Below are 17564 nucleotides of genomic sequence, written 5' to 3'. Positions count from 1 at the left end.
GGAGAACGCACCGGATTTCCGCATCCATATCGGGGACAGGCACGGTCCCGAGGTCGGCGCCGCGTGGAAGGAAAGCGGCGAGAAGGCCGGTGACTATCTGTCCTTCCAGCTTGACGATCCAACGCTCGCCCAGCCGATCCGCGCGAACCTGTTCGGGTCCGATGACGACGAAACCGCGTGGTCCCTGCACTGGAGCCGGCCGAAAGCGCGCGGCGAGCGGAACTGAAGGCATGCGGTTCCGCGTTGCTACCGCGATCAAATCCCTCATCCCGTTGTTCGCGAAATACCCGTCTCATCCCGCCGTCCCGCTCGGCCACCGGACGGCCGGCGCGCGCAGCGAAGATCCAGGGCGGCCCCTGGCCGGCGCTTTGCGCGCACCCTTGACCGCAGCGAGCACGCTGGCAGGCTGGCGGCACAGCGGAGACAGGGCACGATCCCGTTATACCGTGTGCCTGCTCGCCGCGGTGCTGACGCTTGGCAGCGGATCGTCGATCGCGGTCGCGCAATCTACGTTGGCCGTTCGCCCGGCTGCTATCAATTCCTATGCCGCTCATGTCGTCGAAGCCTCGCAGCGCTTCGGCATTCCCGAACACTGGATTCGCGCCGTGTTGCGCGCCGAAAGCGCGGGCGACGCGCGCGCGATCTCGTCGGCCGGCGCGATGGGGCTGATGCAGGTCATGCCTGACACTTGGTCGGAACTGCGTATCCGCCATGGGCTTGGCCGCGATCCATACGATGCCCGCGACAACATCCTCGCCGGCGTGGCCTATCTGCGCGAGATGTGGGACCGGTACGGCAATGTTGCGGCGATGCTCGCTGCTTACAATGCCGGTCCCGCACGCTATGACGAATACCTTGCGGCGGGCCGCACACTGCCGGCCGAGACACGCGCCTACATCGCCGCGCTCGCGCCGGTTCTCGGCGGAGATTCCGCAACCGAACCGTCGCTCACGGCGCCGCCATCGCCGCCGGATTGGCGCGAAGCACCGCTCTTTGTCACGCGCCCGGCTGTCATTGAGGCTGCCGCCGCGAGATCGTCCGGGTCGCAATCGGGCGGCCTGTTCGCCGTCGCATCGGAGCGGGATCGTCGATGAAGATCGCATACGCTGACCCGCCTTATATTGGCTGCGCGCACCTTTATCGCGACCATCCCGATTACGCCGGCGAAGTCGATCATCTACGTCTGATCGAAAGGCTGGAGCGTGACTATGACGGCTGGATATTGCACGCCGCCGCGACACCCCGCTCCATCGCGACGCTCGCCCCGCTCGTCGAGCAAACGGGCGCGCGGTGGATGGTTTGGGTGAAGGGATTCGCGGCCTTCAAACGCAATGTCTCCGTCGCCTGGGCGTGGGAACCCGTCATCGTGAAGGCAGCCCGAAAACCCGTCGTCAGCAAACGGCTGGTGATGCGGGACTGGGTTCAGGAGAGCATCACCCTGCGCCGCGGCCTCACTGGCGCGAAGCCCGCGGCGGTCTGTCATTGGGCGTTCGAGATGGTCGCCGCGCGCCCCGACGACACGCTCGAAGACCTGTTTCCCGGCACCGGCGCGGTAACGAAAGCATGGCGCACATGGCGGCTGAAATTCGCTTTGCCGGACGAGCCGGCGGTGCGGCGCGCAGTGCAAGGCAGTTTGCAGGAACGGCCAGCGGACGGAGCAGGATCATGAGGGCAGGAGCGGCGGAAAGGGCAGAAAAAGCGGAGGGCAAGATTGAAGAACATGGCACCATGTGGGGCCTGTTCCAGAAATTGTTGTTGTCTGCACACTGGTTAGGCGGCCGCTTCCGGCACCATGGTTTTGGGGGGTGGGGTGCCGCGATTTCGCGCAACGCGTTGGCTTTGCGGGGTTTCGACCGGCACTGTTGCCGCAGGTCGCCCGATTTTCCGCGATTTTGACCGGAGGCGCATCCTTGAGCACCGACGACGAAAACCGCTTCCGGCCGAACCCCGGCCGCATCCGCTCCGACACGCCGCGCGCGGGCAAGACCAGGAGCTTTCTCACGCAGGCCAGGAAGCTCACCCGGCAGCAGCGTCGCACCTCGCCCCGCATCGGTTTCGGGACAGCGGCGTTCACGCCACCGCCTGCGGCTGGTCGTCATTCCGTGCTTTCGAGCGGGAAGGGCGTGAAGCGCGGGCGCGGCGCGGTCTTCGTCCGCTCCCGCAATCTCGGTGGTGGCTGGCATCACCGGCAGCCGGGTGCGCGCCGCGTCATCGTCCAGCAGCGCTACATCCTTCACCCCGGAAAGACCCGGAAGGCGCAAGCCCATCTCCGCTACATTCAGCGCGATGGCACCTCGCGCGATGGCGAACGTGGCCAGCTCTATTCCGCCACCGAGGACCGCGTTAATGGCGATGCCTTCCTTGAGCGCGGCAAGGACGACCGCCACCAGTTCCGGTTCATCGTCTCGCCCGAGGATGGCGCGGAGCTGTCGGACCTCACGGCCTATACTCGCGACCTCATGCGCCAGATGGAAGCCGACCTTGGCACGAAACTCGATTGGGTCGCGGTCAATCACTACAACACCGGCTATCCCCATGTGCATGTCATCGTTCGGGGCAGGGACGATCTGGGGCAGGATCTGGTCATCAATGGCGACTACATCGTCCATGGCATCCGCGAGCGTGCCAGCGAACTGGCGACGCTCGAACTCGGCCACGTCAGCGAGATCGAGCAGACCCGCAAGCTCACGGCCGAGATAGATCAGGATCGTTTCACGCGCATCGACCGGGCGATGGTTGAGGAAGCCGATGCGCGGTTCCTCGACCTGCGCCACGAACCCGGAGAGCCGAAGCGGCAGTTCGAGCGCAGTCTTCGCCTTCGTCGGCTTTCCAGGCTGGGACGGATGGGCCTTGCCACCGAACACGCGCCCGGCGTCTGGGAGCTGAACGAACGGCTGGAACCGACCCTGCGCGAACTGGGCGAGCGCGGCGACATCATTCGCACCATGCAAAGATCGCTCGCCGCCGATGGGCTGGAGCGCGACCCGCTGACCTTCCGCATCCACGAGGGCGCACCCGCAGCGCCCGTCACCGGTCGCGTGCTCGACAAGTATCTCGCCAACGAGTTGGGCGACAATCTCACCGTCGTCGTGGACGGGATCGATGGGCGGACGCATCACATCGCCAACATCGACCCCTTGCAGTTGGAGGATGCCCGGATCGGCAGCGTCATCGAGATCGGCCGGGCCGAGGCCGCCGCCCGGCCGTCCGACCACGCCATTGCCGCCATCGCCGAGGACGGCATCTATCGGCCGAGCCGCCATCTGGAGCAGGCGAAATTCGAGGGCCGCGTTCCGGGTGGCGACTATGAGGGCTATATCGATGCGCATGTCCGCCGGCTGGAGGCGCTGCGGCGGGCTGGGATCGTCGAGCGGATCGACGCCGACCAATGGCGTATCCCCGAGGATTTCGAGAGCCGCGCCGCTGCCTATGACGCCGACCGCAACCGGCAAGCCAGCATCCGCGTTCTGTCGGCCTTCGATCTGGACAAGCAAATAGGCGCGGACGGCGCGACCTGGTTAGACCGCCGGCTGCTTTCGCCTGACACATCAGATCTCGCTTCGGCCGGCTTCGGCCAGGATGTGCGCGAGGCGATGGACCGCCGCCGTGAGCGTCACGTTGAACAAGGGGATGCCAACCGCAGCCGGGACGGTCGCGTCTTCTACCGGCGCAATCTGCTGGCCACGCTGCGCGAGCGCGAGGTTGCCCGCGTCGGCGCGGAGACGGCGGAAGCCAAAGGCCTGCCATTCCGGGCAGCGGCGGACGGCGAGATCGTCAGTGGCAAGTTCACGGGCACCGTGCAGTTATCGAGCGGCAAGTTCGCCGTCGTGGAAAAGAGCCACGAATTCACGCTTGTCCCATGGCGGCCGGTCATCGACCGCCAGCTTGGCCGCGAGGTCATGGGCGTGGTGCAAGGTGGATCGGTGTCGTGGCAGTTGGGGCGGCAGAGGGAGATCAGTCTATAGCCGAAAACAGCAGTCTAAATCCGGAAGAACGGTACCTTGCAATGTTCGACTGATCTGCGACTGCAATCGATACCATGTCCAGACGGACATCAAGGCCGATATAACTCGTGGGAATGGTTGCGGCGTCTTCCCCACCATTGCACATCATTTAATGCGCAACATCCAGAACCCAACCACATGGGCACGTGACCATTGCCGGGCTTCTAACACTCTCCTGCATGATCCTGCCATCGCTAGTTGTGTGCTTGGAGAAGTTCGTAGGCAGCATCCCGCAACTCGCGGTCCGATCAGTTCTTGTCGCTCATCGGCACGGTCATAACCGCCTTCGAGAAACCTGGTTCAGAGAAGACGATTGTCCCGTCGGGGAGCCCAAGGATGCGATCGATAGCAATACCTTGCTGGCGCAGGCGCTCGTCCAGCGCGACCGCAGCCTGCTCGACCTGCGGTGTGCCGGAAGCCTCGATCGCACGTGCCACTGCATCGTGTGTCGAAGTGCCCATCTGCAGTATGATCTCTGCGGTCGTCGCTGGGTCGTCTATGCGGAACTCGCCTTCCGATTTCCCCTGTCGAAGGATCTCGATGAACAGTGGCAGCATGACCTCGCCGACTGCGCGATTGAGACGGTGATAGAGCACGATGTTCTCAGGCTTAAAGACTGTATCGAACGCTGCACGAATCGCTGCGGCATCCTCGACCTTGAAACGGCGAGCCTGTGCGAGGACCGCATTCATCCGGGTGACCGCGTTCAGGCCTTCATTGTCGAGGATTGGCCGGAGTTGGACCACAGTTTCGGCCGCAAGCCGCTCGCCAAGCGCTTCGAGCAAATCCTCCTTGGCCGAGAAGTGGTGGTAGAAGCCGCCTTTGGATACTCCTGCCCCCTTCATGATGTCGGCAACGGTCGTCGCTTCATAGCCCTTCGAAAAGAAAAGGGCTTGTGCGCTGTCGAGCAGCTCGTTGCGCCGAACATCAGGCCTCTTCTTTACCCATCTCGCCATGATATCTGCTTTTCCCATTGAAACCGACCGTCGGTTTGAATTATAGGTATTTGCGCTCTGCAACGCAATGGTCCCGCTGCATAGCGATCATTCGTAAAACGCGAAGGAACTGCGATGACACCCGAAGTCCAGGCACTGCCTTCCGATCAGACGCGCCTGTCTGGAACGGCGCAAGATGCCATCATCGTCGAGAATTTGATCTTCAGTTATCCCGGACAGGCCCGACCCGCAGTGGACGGGGTGAGCTTCTCTGTCGCTCATGGCGAGATTTTCGGTCTGCTCGGTCCATCGGGTGCGGGTAAAAGCACTTTACAAAAACTGCTCACACGACAGCAACGTCGTTTCGACGGGGCGGTTCAGATACTCGGGAAGCCCCTCGCAGCGTGGGGACAAGACTATTTCGAGGCCATCGGTGTAGGGTTCGAGCTTCCCAACCACTATGTCAAGTTTACTGCGATCGAGAACCTTCGGTTCTTCGCGTCGCTCTATAAACGGGAGAGCCGCGACCCTCTCGAACTACTGGCGCTGGTCGGTCTTGAGGATGCCGCACACAAGAAGGTCGAGACCTTTTCCAAGGGCATGCGCATGCGCCTCAACTTCGTCAGGGCAATCCAGCACGACCCCGAAATTGTGTTTCTCGACGAGCCCACTGCCGGTCTCGATCCCGTCAACGCTCGCATCGTCAAGCGCATCATCGCAGAGCTGCGCCGTGCCGGAAAAACTATCGTGCTGACCACGCACAACATGCACGACGTCGACCAACTCTGCGACCGCGTCTCCTTCGTGGTAGGCGGTCGTTTTGCCGTGCTGGATGCGCCCGAGACGCTCAAGGCAAAATACGGCCGACGCACTGTCCGGATCATGCACGGTCACGATGTTGTCAAGACGGACGAATTTCCGCTCGACGGGCTGGCCGACGATCAGCGGTTCAACGCCATCCTCCGTTCAGGCGCGGTCCGCACGCTGCACAGCCAGGAAGCGAGCCTTGATCAGGTGTTCAGCGACGTTACCGGCACCTCGCTCAACTTGATGGAAGAAGCAGCATGAACCCGTCCCTGGTTCTGCGACTGGTGCTCTGGGATGTGCGCGCCCAAGCGCGTGAGCGCATCTATTTCTTCACTGTGGTGAGCACCGGCATATTCGCGGTCGCCGTGGCGCTGCTACCAGATAACGCACCGGCCACGGTCGTCACGGCCATCCTGTTCCTCGACCCGGCGGTGGTCGGTGCGGGGTTTGTCGCAGGCATGGTGTTGCTGGAACGATCGCAAGGCACCCCGCCCGCGCTGGCTGTCACACCAGCCTCGCCGGTAGACTATGTTCTCGCCAAGATCATCACCTTTGTGGCTCTAACCATTGCTGGAGGGCTGGCTATCCTTTCCGTCGCCTACTGGCCGCCTTCGTCGAATCTGCTTTTCCGCATGACACTGGCGTTCGCCTTCACCGGCCTCTTCGCCGTTCTAGGTGGCTTGGTGATTGTGGCGACGGCCAATTCTTTGAATCATGTTATTGCCCGCGCATTTCCGATTTCGGTCGGGTTGTACCTGCCTTTCCTGGCGCATTTCGGTGCGGTCGAAGGCTGGCTGACCTGGGCCTTATTCGGAATCAATCCCGGTCACGCCATGTTACGCGCGCTACTGTGGGCGGCCGATCCGTCCGCAGTGGCATCCGTCGAGTCGATTTACGCCTTCGGCTACTTGGCGCTCCTGAGCGTCATCTTGCTGCGCTGGGCGCTCGACCTGCACGCACGCACAATCGGTCATGTCGAAAGCTAGGTGGATGTGATGTCTCCGCTCGTAAGCCTTGCTATCCACGATCTCACTAGCATTCGCCGCGATCAGGTATTGCTGAATATCATTGGGCTGATGGTCATGATGGTGGCCATCGCCGCCCTCGTGCGTGCGTTCGGCTATTTTACCAACTGGTGGGTCACGATCCAATTCCTCCTGCTGCTCGGCTATATGCCGGGCATAGGCTACCTCACGGCCATGCTGATCGTCGATGAGGTGGACAGTGGTGTCGACCGGGCGCTCCACGTCTCCCCACTTCCGCGGAACCACGTGCTCGCCCTGCGCATCGCGATGTGCATTCTTTTCGTCTGGCCCTACGGGATCATCATGGTGCTGGCGACGCGCATGATCGAGTTGCCGCTGTTCGAGTGGTTGCCTCCCTTGCTGGCGCTGTCACTCGCCAGCGTCTGGACCACAGTCACCGTCCCTACACTGTCGCGCGACAAGGTGCAGGCTCTCGGCCTATTTAAGGGCCTGAACCTCTACGTGCAGATCGCCGCGCTCTATCTCTTCATCCCTCAGGGCGCCTGGTATGCGCAGATCCTGCTCCTGTCACCCGCCACATGGTCGGTGAAGTCGATCCTTGCTTTCACCGAGGGCGCAACGACGGCCGGCTATCTCTGGTCGTTTGGGGGCGTTGTCTTCTGGGCCGCGCTCATTGCCGTATCCGTCGCAGTCTATCGCCGCAGGCAGGATGGTGATGAGTGGTGACGTGACGCCCCTCGACCGAGATAAGCGCAAAGTCAAGGTGACCTCGGTTCGGTCAAGCGCCCAGAGACCTCGGCACCGCAATTGACGGCAAATGGCGGGACGCACAGTCTGAGACAGACTATCGCTTGTCGAGGTGTCCGCCAGGAGAGCCGGTGCCGGCCGCATTGCCACCATTGGCGCGGCGTTCCCCCTGTCGTTAAATCGAGTTGACGAGGGAGACCTTTCCTCAGCCAATGGTCGTTGTCGGAACCCTGTGCCTCGTCATACAACTCAATGTCATCACCATGATCGTCATCACCGCGGAGGAATTCAACGACCGCACGAACAGACTGCAGTTGTCCTGGCGGTGCGACAACAGCAATGTCTCCGTTGCATGATCTGCGGGCAGCAGAACTGTGGTCGCTGGTCGGAATTATCCGCCTCCATGGACGAACTATCCACGTACATGGGTCTCCCAGCAGACCATCGCATTGTCTATTTCGGAGATGGTTACGCACGCAACTGCGTTCCTCCGAAGGAGAGCTGCAATGTCGAATGCTGAAATCAAATCCATCGCAGCAATGCTGGCGTCATTCCAGGCGGCGTGGCAAGACCGCGACATCGAACGCTGGGGCAGTTTCTTCACACCTGACGCTGATTTCATCACATGGCGCGGCGCGTGGTGGACCTCGCGGGAGGAGAACATTGCAGGCCACATGTCGTTCCCGCGGGCGATTCGCGATCAGATGCCCAACTACGTGCTCACCGTGGAGAAGATCGAACTTCTAGCGCCGGCAGTTGCCTTGGTTCACGCCTGCTGGCGTTGGCCTGCTTTCGTCGAAGACGAAGCGGCGCCGGAAGATCGCCAAGGCATACTCACAACGGTGATTGTAAATCTCGACGGACAGTGGCGCATCCGCGCGGTGCAAAACACTCGGATCCCCCTGTAAGGAGGGCAGTCCAAGGAAAGAAATACGCGACTTGGTGGAAGCGGAGAAGGGCGCTCTCGGTCGACTAATCGACAACGCCCGTCATGCACTCATCGTCACTGTCACGCTCGCCGCGATCGGTCGCAGGCAGCGGCGCGATATACTGTAAGGCCTCCATTGTAGCCTTCATCGAAAAGCCATCTTCTGTGCCATTCCGACGGCTAGGGATTCCACAACCGCGCGGACAGAGGGCAGCTGTCCCCGACGGTGCGGCATCAGCAATGTCGTTGTCGCGCCGCCCGCATCCCATTCGGGGAGCACATGTACGAGACGACCGCTTTCAATGTGCGGCCACGCAAGGCCGTGCGGCAGGTTGGCGATCGCTATTCCCGCAAGCGCCGCGTTGACGATCAGGTAGGGGTCATCAGTGAACAGCTTCGGGCGTGGTTGTACCGCGACAACCCCACCGCTCGCGTCTCTCAGAGACCATGTGAGAGAGCCCGGTGAGCTCTCAGGGACAATTCCAGAATGTTCCGCCAACTCGTCCGGGCGGGAGAGACTGCCGTTGGCAGCCAGATACTCAGGTGCCGCAACAAGATAGTTTGGAGAATAGCCAAGCCGCCGTTGCACATAGTCGGAGTCCGGCAACGGATGCCGATGAGCACGGATCGCGATGTCGATGCCTTCCTGCACCAGGTCGGTGTAACGGCTCGTTACAACCAGTCCGATCTGAAGCTTGGGATACTGCCTCGTCAGTTCAGGCAGCAGATCGGCGAGCGCCATGTGTACGGTAGCCGTAGCGGCCGTGATCCTCACCAGGCCGCGGGGCTCAGAGAGGCGGCGCTTGACGGCATCTTCGGCGGCCTCGGCTTCGACCAGCGCCGCTGCCGCGTGACGATAGAAATCCTTTCCGGCGTCCGTTACCGCGAAACGCCGCGTCGTGCGCTGGATAAGCCGCACGCCAAGATCCTTTTCCAGTTCGGCAATGCGCTTGGAGATGCTCGATTTGGGAACGTTCAGCGCCTTGGCAGCCGCTCCGAAACCCTGCCTGTCCACCACGTTGACGAAAAAGAAGAGGTCGTTGAGCTTCATGAATCTCACTCATTGTCCATATAGATGGATAGTTTGTCTATTTGTGCCGGTCTACAATGTAATTGTTTCCGCTGATATGCAATCGCTCAAACGAAGCCAACGTCGAACAGGCCGCGTCAGGCAGTCCCCGTCACTCCCTTTCGCGGCCATGTTTGATCGGATGAGACGGTGCGGAAGGGCGAAGAATGAGCATTGCCATCAAGAAGAGCATCAATGCATGGCCGGCCGTGGCTTCCATCGCGATGGGCACATTTGTGATGGTAACCACCGAGCTCATGCCAATTGGCCTGCTTAGCCAGATTGCCCGTGACTTTGCTGTCTCCAATGGCACCGCAGGGTTGCTGATTTCGTTGCCAGGTCTGGTTGCGGCGGTGGTGGCGCCCTTGGCGACGCTCGCGGCAGGCAGGCTCGACCGCCGCCTGCTCCTCATCGTGCTGTCTTTGTTCCTTTTTGCCTCGAGCATGGCTTCGGCCGTGGCATCCAGCTTTGCGATGCTGCTGATCGCGCGGCTGGTCCTTGGGGTCTGTATCGGAGGCTTCTGGACCTTCTCCACACCGGTTGGACGACAACTCGTCCAGGCACATGCGGGAGCCCGCGCCACCGCCATCATCATGGGTGGAATCTCGGCCGGCACGATCCTTGGCGTACCCGCGGGCACGCTGATCGCCGACGTGCTCAACTGGCGCGCCGCATTCGGCAGTGTTGCCGCCCTGGCTGCCGCGGCATGCATCTTTCAGATTCTTTCGATACCTTCGGTGACGGCAGGCAGAGCGATCACCCTGAGTACGTTGCTCGGCCTCATGACCATTCCACGAGCGCGAGCGGGCCTGATTGCCGTCGGGCTGATCGCCTCGGGCCAGTTCATGGCCTATACCTATCTCGAAGTCCTGATCACCGGGCCGATGGGCTTTGCCGGCGCTGCCCTGAGTGTGGTCCTTCTTGGCTACGGCGTCGCCGGGTTGATCGGCAACTTTGCCGGTGAACGCTTCGTCAGCTGGAATAGCCGCGGCACGTTCATCGCCACGGCCGTCTCCCTCTGCCTCACCATCGCGTTCGCTGCGCTCGTCCAATCGGCGGTGGCCGTTTCGTTCGCGATCGTGCTCCTGTGGGGCTTCGCCTTTGGGCTGATGCCGATCTGCGTGCAGGTCTGGCTTTATGAGGCGGCCCCCGATCGTTTCGAGGGCGGCTCGGCTCTCCTCGTGACCATACTGCAGATCGCAGTCGCATTCGGTGCCTGGGCCGGTGGCCGTCTGATCGACGCCTCGGGTGTCGCGACCACGTTTCAGATTGCCGCGGGCTTCTGCCTGGTGGGCGGTGTGGTGATCGCCTTGCTGGGCCGGAAGCCCAATTGAACGCTGCCAGGCTCTCCGTCAGCGGGCAATGCGTCCATTCAAGAAGAAGGAACGTCATCGTGACGAAATTGCATATCGGCATCATCCTCGGGACGACCAGAGAAGGGCGCTTCGTCGACAGGCCTGCCGGCTGGATCAACGAGCACCTGTCGAAGCATGACGCCATCCATACCGAAGTCATCGACCTGCGGGACTATCCCATGCCGTTCTTCGAAGAGACAACATCGCCGGCTTATGCGCGTCCCGGCAGCGATGTGGCTTGCCGCTGGGCAGCCAAGATTGCCGAGATGGATGGGTTCGTCTTCGTCACCGCCGAGTACAATCGCAGCATCCCCGGAGTGCTCAAGAACGCCCTGGACTACGCCTATCGCGAGTTCAACAAGAAGCCGGCTGCTTTTGTCGGATACGGTGGGGTGGGTGCCGCACGTGCCATCGAGCAACTACGGCTCATCTCCGTCGAACTGCAACTTGTCCCCTTGCGCAATGCGGTCCATATCGCGATGGACCAATATCTCGCTATCGCCAATGGCGAGAAGCAGGTCGGAGATTTCGACTTCCTCAATGCAAGCGCCGTCTCGATGATCGAGGATCTTGTATGGTGGGGACAAGCTCTCGCTGGAGCGCGGAACCCCTCAAGACTTGCCGCTGATTGCTCTGGATCAAGAGCTCTCAACCCCATCACGCATCAGCCAGGTTGATCCTTCGGCGTCCGCCAAGCGATTGAGAAACCCCGGATCTAACCCGGACCGTCATATGCCCGTCTGGCGGCATGGCTGGCGTTGGCGGAAGCAGACGATCGACACAGAGCGGCAGCTTGAGATGTCGGCCTATCGAGCGCCTGCGGACAGTCCGGAATTACCTGCGTCCCCGGTTAACGTTGGAAGGTCAGGTGGATGGTGCCGCTTTCTGCCGTTTCCGACTTCACGGCGTAGTTCTTTTCAAGGCCGCGCAGGTCATCCCACAGCCTGATCCCTCGCCCAAGCAGGATTGGCGCAATCGCCACATGAAGACGGTCAACCAGACCGGCTTTGAGATATTCACGAACGACGGTCGGACCGCCTCCAATCCGCACATCTTCCTGCCCGGCAACGTCCGTAGCTTGCTGGAGCGCGTCGTCAATCGAGGTGTTGATGAAATGAAATATCGTGCCGCCCGCCATTTCCATGGAAGGCCGTGGATTATGGGTGAGGACGAAAACCGGGCAATGAAATGGGGGTTCGTCACCCCACCAACCACGCCAGTTCGGGTCATCGGGGTGGTCGTGGAAGCCGAATTTGCCAGCCCCCATGATTTCCGCACCGATACCCTCGAAATATTCCTTCGCATACTTGTCGTCGATGCCAGTCGTGCCCTTGCCGCTGGTGTCCTTGAAAACCCGCTCGTGAAAAGTCTTCGTGGCCACATATGCATCAACGAGACGCGACCAGTCCTCGCTGAACGGGTTATCGGGCGTCTGGTCCGTCGCCGTCGCGAAACCATCGAGCGAAATGAGAAGATCCACACGAACTGCCACCGAAGTCCTCCTTTATCGTGGTTGAACCTCAGGATATTAAACTAAGGTAAGCGCCTATGTATTTGCAAGCCGATACAAAGGCAAGTGCCTTTTTGTCCTTGACGAGGGTCGCGGGCCGAATTACCAACTCACATGCCTTACCATTCAGCGCCGCTCGACCTGGCTTTTCACGCTCTCAGCGACCCAACCCGCAGAGCCGTGATTTCCCGGCTCGTGGAGGGCGAATTGCCCGTGAGTGCCTTGGCCGAGCCTTTCGATATGGCGCTCCCGTCATTTTCACAGCATTTGAGAGTGCTGGAGGATTGCGGATTGATCGAAAGCGAGAAGCGCGGCCGCAGTCGTTGGTGCCGGCTGGTGCCGACACGCTTCGAAGAGGCGGCGGACTGGATGGAGACGGAGCGTCGGCGATGGACCGAGCGGCTGGATCGCTTGGAAGTTTATCTGGACAGTGGGGGCCATAAAGAATGACGGATACAGCAAAATGGTTTGAGACCTGGTCGCCCGAACGCGAAATCGTTTTGGTGAAGGTATTGAATCACCCCCGCGAAACGGTGTTTGCCGCCTGGACGGATCCCAAGGCGCTGGCTGAGTGGTACGGGCCGGCAGGATTCAGCATCGAGACCCGCGAAGCCGACATCCGCGAAGGCGGGGTCTGGAGGTTCGACATGGTGGGAATCTTCGAGGGTCAGGAGCAGCGCTTCGAGAACCTGATGCGCTTTGTGGAAATTGCGCCGAACGAGCGGATTGTAATCGACTATGGTACGCCAGACCCCGACGATCCCGATCGTTTCCACATGGTGGTGACGTTCGACGAACAGGCCGATGGAAAGACGGTGCTGACAATGCGTCAGCTCCACCCCAGCCGCGCGCGGCGTCAGGCGGTCGTCAGCTTCGGCGCGGTTGAATACGGGTTGCAGACGCTGGACGGCCTCGCCGCGTGGCTGGACAGCTGAGCGATCGCCCGCTCGGTGCCGGACTTGCAGATTGGCGACGGCCGAAGTGGCGCACCCACGCGGTGGGCGCAAATATGGTGTTTGCCCTCTGGCAGTGGAAAAGACGAGCCGGGGCGCAGCCGCACACAAAGGGCGATTTGTGACTCAAATCGGGAAAACCGCCCTGACGATCGCCAACCATCGGCAGAAGTGCCGCCCTCCCAAAAGAGCGGCGAAGCGACGCCAGTGGCCGATCAGACAGGGCGAATTCGATAGGCGCAGCGGCGCGCGCCTTGAATGATATGCTCGGTCCGTTCGATATCGCAGGCGGGGCCCAGCATTTCTCTGAATATCGCCAGCTCGGATCTGCAGAAGCCCTGACAGGCGGTGGCCGCGGCACAGATCGGGCAATGGTTCTCGACCAGCAGCCAGCCGTCTCCGTCGTCGGCTTTGCAATACTCCGCCATATAGCCTTCGCGCGTGCGCAGTGTGGCCAATGCCGCGAGCCGTTGTTCCAGGGATTTCGCCTTGCCGATCTCGGCACGGTAGATGCGCCGCATTTCGTCTTCGCGTGCGGCGATCAACTGTTCGAGCGTGTCGTTGCCGAGAAGCTCGCGAATGTTGCGCAGCAGGCTGACGGTGATTTCGGCATGGGTGTCGGGAAACTGGGCGTGTCCGTGCGACGTCAGGCGCCAGAACTGGGCCGGCCGGCCGACCCCGCGCGAGACAGCCTCGGTTTCAACCAGGTCTTCCGCTGCAAGCTTCGTAAGTTGCTGCCGCGCGTTCTCACCGGTCGTGCCGAGCACCTGCCCGAGATCGGACGCCGTCTGCGGCCCGCGGGTCTTCAAAAGGAGCAGGAGCCGCTGTGAAGGGGAGCGGTTGGATGGGGTTTCTTTTTCCAAGCTTATGCTTGACATATCTGCGCTGTTCTTTATTCAAAGCAAGGGCTTGTTTTATAGAGTGTTTGGGGTTCGATCAAGGGAGCGGGTTCCCGGCAGGATGGTGCAGCGGTCCCACAAGGCATGACAAACTTTCGATCGAGGCTCGAAGCCCGCATTGCCTCCGGACAAGACAGCGCTCTTTTGCGTTTCACCTTGGGCTGTGCGTTTCGCAAGGATCGCGACCATCTCTCGGCGCTGCATCATTTGCGAGAGGCGGTGAAACTGGATCCCGACTACTCGGCCGCCTGGGTCATGTTGGTCAAAACCTGCGCCGAGGCTGGGAACGATCACGATGCGCTGGACGCATGCCGGATCGGAGTGACCGTGGCCGACCGAAATGGCGACATCCAGGCCTCTCGGCAAATGCGCGTGTTTCTGCGAGATTGCAGCAACATGCTCCGAATGCCGGCGGCAGTGCCGACCAATAGGTCTCGTGCATCTCTCGTCGATGGCCGGGCCAGGCATGAATGACGGCCGGCTGAACAAAATATTTGATAGAACCGTATCCTGTCGGCACTCGGCGTGGTGCCGATATGTGGTCCATGAGCGTGGATACGAGACACTGCCTGCAACAACCCGCGGAAGGATGTTGCTGACCATTGAGACGGACTGTCGTCATCTCTTGAGAGTTGAGTCATGAAGAACGAAGCCCTTGTTGCGAACTGCGTCGGAACCTACGAAGAACGGGTCCCCGTCAATGCACTTCGCGGGCATTTTCATCGCGCGTGGTTCAAGCGATATCCGCGGGAGGTCCCGAAAACGGTCCAGGTCGTTCCGGACGGTTGTGTCGACCTGCTTTGGTGCGACGATCACTTCGTTGTCGCGGGGCCCGATGCCACCGCCGCCAGTTCCAATTCGCGATCGGGCGGATTCGTTCTCGGAATCCGCTTCAAACCAGGGGCTGCGCGCCGTTGGCTTGACATGCCGATGACGGAGATCGTCGGCATGCAGGTCGACATGCAGGACATTTGGGGACAAACGGCCCGCGAGATCGCCGAAGGAATGCAGGAAGCGAGCGGTCTGGAAGAGCAATTCGGCCTGTTGAATGCGCTGCTTGCGAAGATGGCGCCGTCGATAGAGCCTGTCTCGGGGGAGGGGGCGGCAATATTCGGGGCGCTTGAGCGCGGCGTGGGAAACGATACCGGTGGGCAGGTAGACATATTGGCCGCTGGGTTGGCTGTCAGTGGGCGAACGCTGCGGCGCAGAAGTCGAGAGCTTTTCGGATACGGCCCGAAGACCCTTCACCGGATACTTCGCTTCCAGCAATTTATGGCGCTGGCCCGGCTTCCCGGCCGCCGAGGCATGGCGGAATTGGCGAGCGCGGCGGGATACTCGGATCAGGCCCATCTCAATCGCGAAGTCCGCGCACTCTGTTCAATGACCGCCGGAGATCTGGTTCGGCAGATCGCCTCCTGAATGGCCGTTTTGTTCAATACGGACCGTGTCTTTCGCCCTACCGTCGGCCTGCCTACAGACTTTCAAGGAGGCCTCATGGGTACGAAAGGCAATGATCGACAGATCGACAATATCGAGTTCAACGTGAGCGACATCGAGCGCTCGCGGGAGTTTTATGGAAAAGCGTTCGGCTGGACATTCACCGATTACGGACCGACCTATTGCGAATTTACCGACGGGCGGCTGACGGGCGGTCTGACCACGAGCGGGCCGGTCGGGTCCGGCGGTCCACTCGTAATTCTTTATGCCGACGACCTTGCCGAAACGCAGAAACGTGTCGAAGCGGCAGGCGCCAGGATCGTCAAGCCGGCATTTTCTTTTCCCGGTGGCCGGCGGTTTCATTTTCAGGATCCCGACGGTTACGAGCTCGCCGTTTGGTCCGAGAATTAGTCGCGATGGCCGCATATTTGTACGATGCCGGGCTGTTCTTGCTTGGCGGTGTTTTTGCATGGGTCGGAATTGAACACTTTCTTCGGTTCGAAACGATTGCGGCCCAGCTCGCCGAACAGGACTTTCCCGCGCCGCGTCTCCTGCTGGCAGCAGGCTCCATTGTGGAAATCATCGCCGGCGTCTGCCTCGCCGCCGGTTTTGCCGTGCCATTTGCGGCGGCGGCTCTGATCGTGTTCACGATTGCCGCCAATATGCTGGTTCTCACCTTCTGGCGTCATTCCGGTCCGCAGAGACAGGGACTGCGGTCCGCTTTCATCGTCAACTTCGCCGTTGTCGGAGGATTGCTCGCTGTTGCGGCCGGAGCGCGTTGAATATTGAAACGAAGAGGCGGATGGCGATCCGCCTCGTTCGCCACACGCTTCTCATCGCATTGCAGTTGCGGCCGCATGGCGGCGGGCAGCGCGATCGCCGGACCAGTCCACCGCCGCCTCATCGGCAAGCGGAGGCGCGCCACATGGTCCTGCGGCGAGTTCGCAACCGCAGGCTTCATCGAGGATGAAATCACGAAACGCGGCCAGACGCTGGTCCTTCGTTTGTCCTTCCGGCCAGGTGAGCGCATAGACATGCGATGCAAGCGCCACGACGTTCTCGCCATAGGGTCTGACAAGTCGTCCTGCCGCGAGTTCGGCGTTGATCATCGGTGAGCGGCCAAGCGCGATCCCCAGGCCGTCGATCGCCGCAGAAAGCGCCACGCCATAGTGGCTGAAGCGCAGCCGCGGTTGTTGTGCTGTGCCCGTATCCACATTCAAGCGCTTTAGCCAGAATCCCCAATCCATCGCCTGGTCTGGAGCCGGCTCTTCCTCGATCAGCGTGTGGGCCGTGAGATCGAATCTCTGCGCGCTTCCTCCGCTGCGGTCCAGCAGTGCCGGGCTGCAGACCGGATAGCTCTCCTCGCGAAACAGCAACAATTCGTTTTCCGCTGTCGGCCGATCGGCGGGATGTGCGACGATCGCCGCATCGAAGCCGTCGCGCGCGAAATCCGGCGCGCGAAAGTCGAGCATCGACAACCGGATCTCGATGTTGGGATGAAGCGTCGCCAGCCGACCGAGGCGCGGCACCAGCCACCAGGTCGCAAAGGCGGTTGGAACGGCAATGGTGAGGATGCCGGACTGACTCTTGCAACGGATGCGGTCCGTCGCCCCTAGAATCATGTCGAGCCCGGCTCGCACGGCCTCCAGCAGGATCTTGCCGTCCGCGGTCAACTCGATCCCGGGATTGTGGCGCCAGAACAGCGGGACACCGAGAAACCCTTCGAGCGCCTTGATCTGATGGCTGACCGCGCTCTGTGTGAGCGACAGATCTCCCGCAGCAAGCGTAAAGCTGCCCTTGCGCGCGACCGCCTCGAATGTCCGCAAAGTCGTCAAGGGCGGGACCGAACGATAGGAATTTGCGGAGGCGTTCCACATGGGATCATCTCCCCATTGTTTGAGCCGACTTCACGGCTTGCCGGAAGTCGGCCCCAG

The 17564-nt window shown here is 61.2% G+C and carries 22 protein-coding genes; 17 read left to right on the top strand and 5 right to left on the bottom strand.

The window, feature by feature from the left end; all coding sequences use genetic code 11:
- The 4 genes from QZ638_RS08905 to QZ638_RS08890 form a co-directional block, all read left to right on the top strand.
- Positions 1–226: DUF736 domain-containing protein (locus QZ638_RS08905; RefSeq protein ID WP_295809057.1), on the top strand; the 226-nt coding region annotated here is incomplete at its 5' end.
- Positions 227–230: 4 nt separating this feature from the next.
- A complete protein-coding gene (locus tag QZ638_RS08900) occupies positions 231–1094 on the top strand; it encodes a lytic transglycosylase domain-containing protein (RefSeq protein WP_295809054.1) in 864 nt (287 codons plus the stop codon).
- Complete coding sequence (locus tag QZ638_RS08895; protein WP_295809051.1) at positions 1091–1669, top strand: hypothetical protein; 579 nt, start codon at positions 1091–1093, stop codon at positions 1667–1669. The genes QZ638_RS08900 and QZ638_RS08895 overlap by 4 nt, the downstream gene beginning before the upstream one ends.
- Before the next feature lie 790 nt (positions 1670–2459).
- The gene (locus tag QZ638_RS08890; RefSeq protein ID WP_366936226.1) at positions 2460–3965 is read left to right on the top strand and encodes a DUF3363 domain-containing protein; all 1506 of its coding nucleotides are present in this window, start codon (positions 2460–2462) and stop codon (positions 3963–3965) included.
- 287 nt (positions 3966–4252) lie between these two features.
- On the opposite strand, the gene QZ638_RS08885 is transcribed toward QZ638_RS08890, so the two are convergent.
- Positions 4253–4960: a TetR/AcrR family transcriptional regulator gene (locus tag QZ638_RS08885; RefSeq protein ID WP_295809048.1), complete on the bottom strand. Its 708-nt coding sequence runs from the start codon at positions 4958–4960 to the stop codon at positions 4253–4255.
- A gap of 114 nt (positions 4961–5074) precedes the next feature.
- On the opposite strand from QZ638_RS08885, the gene QZ638_RS08880 reads away from it, so the two are divergent.
- From QZ638_RS08880 to QZ638_RS08860, 5 genes are all read left to right on the top strand, one after another.
- Positions 5075–6007, top strand: a complete 933-nt coding sequence (locus QZ638_RS08880) for an ABC transporter ATP-binding protein (protein WP_295809046.1) — start codon at positions 5075–5077, stop codon at positions 6005–6007.
- A complete protein-coding gene (locus tag QZ638_RS08875) occupies positions 6004–6732 on the top strand; it encodes an ABC transporter permease (protein ID WP_295809043.1) in 729 nt (242 codons plus the stop codon). The genes QZ638_RS08880 and QZ638_RS08875 overlap by 4 nt, the downstream gene beginning before the upstream one ends.
- Positions 6733–6801: 69 nt before the next feature.
- Positions 6802–7458: a hypothetical protein gene (locus tag QZ638_RS08870; protein WP_295809040.1), complete on the top strand. Its 657-nt coding sequence runs from the start codon at positions 6802–6804 to the stop codon at positions 7456–7458.
- Between the two features lie 233 nt (positions 7459–7691).
- Complete coding sequence (locus QZ638_RS08865) at positions 7692–7835, top strand: hypothetical protein (protein WP_295809038.1); 144 nt, start codon at positions 7692–7694, stop codon at positions 7833–7835.
- A 150-nt stretch (positions 7836–7985) separates the two neighbouring features.
- A complete protein-coding gene (locus QZ638_RS08860; protein ID WP_295809035.1) occupies positions 7986–8387 on the top strand; it encodes an SgcJ/EcaC family oxidoreductase in 402 nt (133 codons plus the stop codon).
- 165 nt (positions 8388–8552) lie between these two features.
- On the opposite strand, the gene QZ638_RS08855 is transcribed toward QZ638_RS08860, so the two are convergent.
- The gene (locus tag QZ638_RS08855; protein ID WP_295809031.1) at positions 8553–9458 is read right to left on the bottom strand and encodes a LysR substrate-binding domain-containing protein; all 906 of its coding nucleotides are present in this window, start codon (positions 9456–9458) and stop codon (positions 8553–8555) included.
- Positions 9459–9643: 185 nt separating this feature from the next.
- Between QZ638_RS08855 and QZ638_RS08850 the strand changes: the two genes are divergently transcribed.
- Both QZ638_RS08850 and QZ638_RS08845 read left to right on the top strand, forming a co-directional pair.
- Positions 9644–10810: an MFS transporter gene (locus QZ638_RS08850; protein WP_295809028.1), complete on the top strand. Its 1167-nt coding sequence runs from the start codon at positions 9644–9646 to the stop codon at positions 10808–10810.
- A gap of 59 nt (positions 10811–10869) precedes the next feature.
- Positions 10870–11508, top strand: a complete 639-nt coding sequence (locus QZ638_RS08845) for an NADPH-dependent FMN reductase (RefSeq protein ID WP_295809025.1) — start codon at positions 10870–10872, stop codon at positions 11506–11508.
- Positions 11509–11681: 173 nt separating this feature from the next.
- Here the strand turns inward: QZ638_RS08845 and QZ638_RS08840 are convergent, their stop codons facing one another.
- The gene (locus QZ638_RS08840) at positions 11682–12323 is read right to left on the bottom strand and encodes a dihydrofolate reductase family protein (protein ID WP_295809022.1); all 642 of its coding nucleotides are present in this window, start codon (positions 12321–12323) and stop codon (positions 11682–11684) included.
- Positions 12324–12455: 132 nt separating this feature from the next.
- Here QZ638_RS08840 and QZ638_RS08835 point away from each other — a divergent pair, with 132 nt between their 5' ends.
- Positions 12456–12791, top strand: a complete 336-nt coding sequence (locus QZ638_RS08835) for a metalloregulator ArsR/SmtB family transcription factor (protein WP_295809019.1) — start codon at positions 12456–12458, stop codon at positions 12789–12791.
- Complete coding sequence (locus tag QZ638_RS08830; RefSeq protein ID WP_295809017.1) at positions 12788–13276, top strand: SRPBCC family protein; 489 nt, start codon at positions 12788–12790, stop codon at positions 13274–13276. The genes QZ638_RS08835 and QZ638_RS08830 overlap by 4 nt, the downstream gene beginning before the upstream one ends.
- Before the next feature lie 233 nt (positions 13277–13509).
- On the opposite strand, the gene QZ638_RS08825 is transcribed toward QZ638_RS08830, so the two are convergent.
- Positions 13510–14157 carry a metalloregulator ArsR/SmtB family transcription factor gene (locus QZ638_RS08825; RefSeq protein ID WP_295809014.1) on the bottom strand — a complete coding sequence of 216 codons (648 nt, stop codon included), beginning with the start codon at positions 14155–14157 and terminating at the stop codon, positions 13510–13512.
- A gap of 120 nt (positions 14158–14277) precedes the next feature.
- On the opposite strand from QZ638_RS08825, the gene QZ638_RS08820 reads away from it, so the two are divergent.
- From QZ638_RS08820 to QZ638_RS08805, 4 genes are all read left to right on the top strand, one after another.
- Positions 14278–14667 carry a hypothetical protein gene (locus tag QZ638_RS08820; protein ID WP_295809011.1) on the top strand — a complete coding sequence of 130 codons (390 nt, stop codon included), beginning with the start codon at positions 14278–14280 and terminating at the stop codon, positions 14665–14667.
- Between the two features lie 165 nt (positions 14668–14832).
- Complete coding sequence (locus QZ638_RS23330; protein ID WP_366936222.1) at positions 14833–15612, top strand: helix-turn-helix domain-containing protein; 780 nt, start codon at positions 14833–14835, stop codon at positions 15610–15612.
- A gap of 75 nt (positions 15613–15687) precedes the next feature.
- On the top strand, positions 15688–16041 hold the full coding sequence (locus QZ638_RS08810) for a VOC family protein (protein ID WP_295809004.1): 354 nt from the start codon (positions 15688–15690) through the stop codon (positions 16039–16041).
- A gap of 5 nt (positions 16042–16046) precedes the next feature.
- Entirely contained in the window at positions 16047–16412 is a 366-nt protein-coding gene (locus QZ638_RS08805; protein ID WP_295809001.1) for a DoxX family protein, read from the top strand.
- A 51-nt stretch (positions 16413–16463) separates the two neighbouring features.
- Here the strand turns inward: QZ638_RS08805 and QZ638_RS08800 are convergent, their stop codons facing one another.
- Positions 16464–17507: a LysR substrate-binding domain-containing protein gene (locus QZ638_RS08800; protein WP_295808999.1), complete on the bottom strand. Its 1044-nt coding sequence runs from the start codon at positions 17505–17507 to the stop codon at positions 16464–16466.
- Positions 17508–17564: the final 57 nt, after the last annotated feature.

Source organism: uncultured Nitratireductor sp., from assembly GCF_913053745.1.
Classification (GTDB): domain Bacteria; phylum Pseudomonadota; class Alphaproteobacteria; order Rhizobiales; family Rhizobiaceae; genus Nitratireductor.
This window is presented reverse-complemented; position numbering and strand designations above follow the sequence as displayed.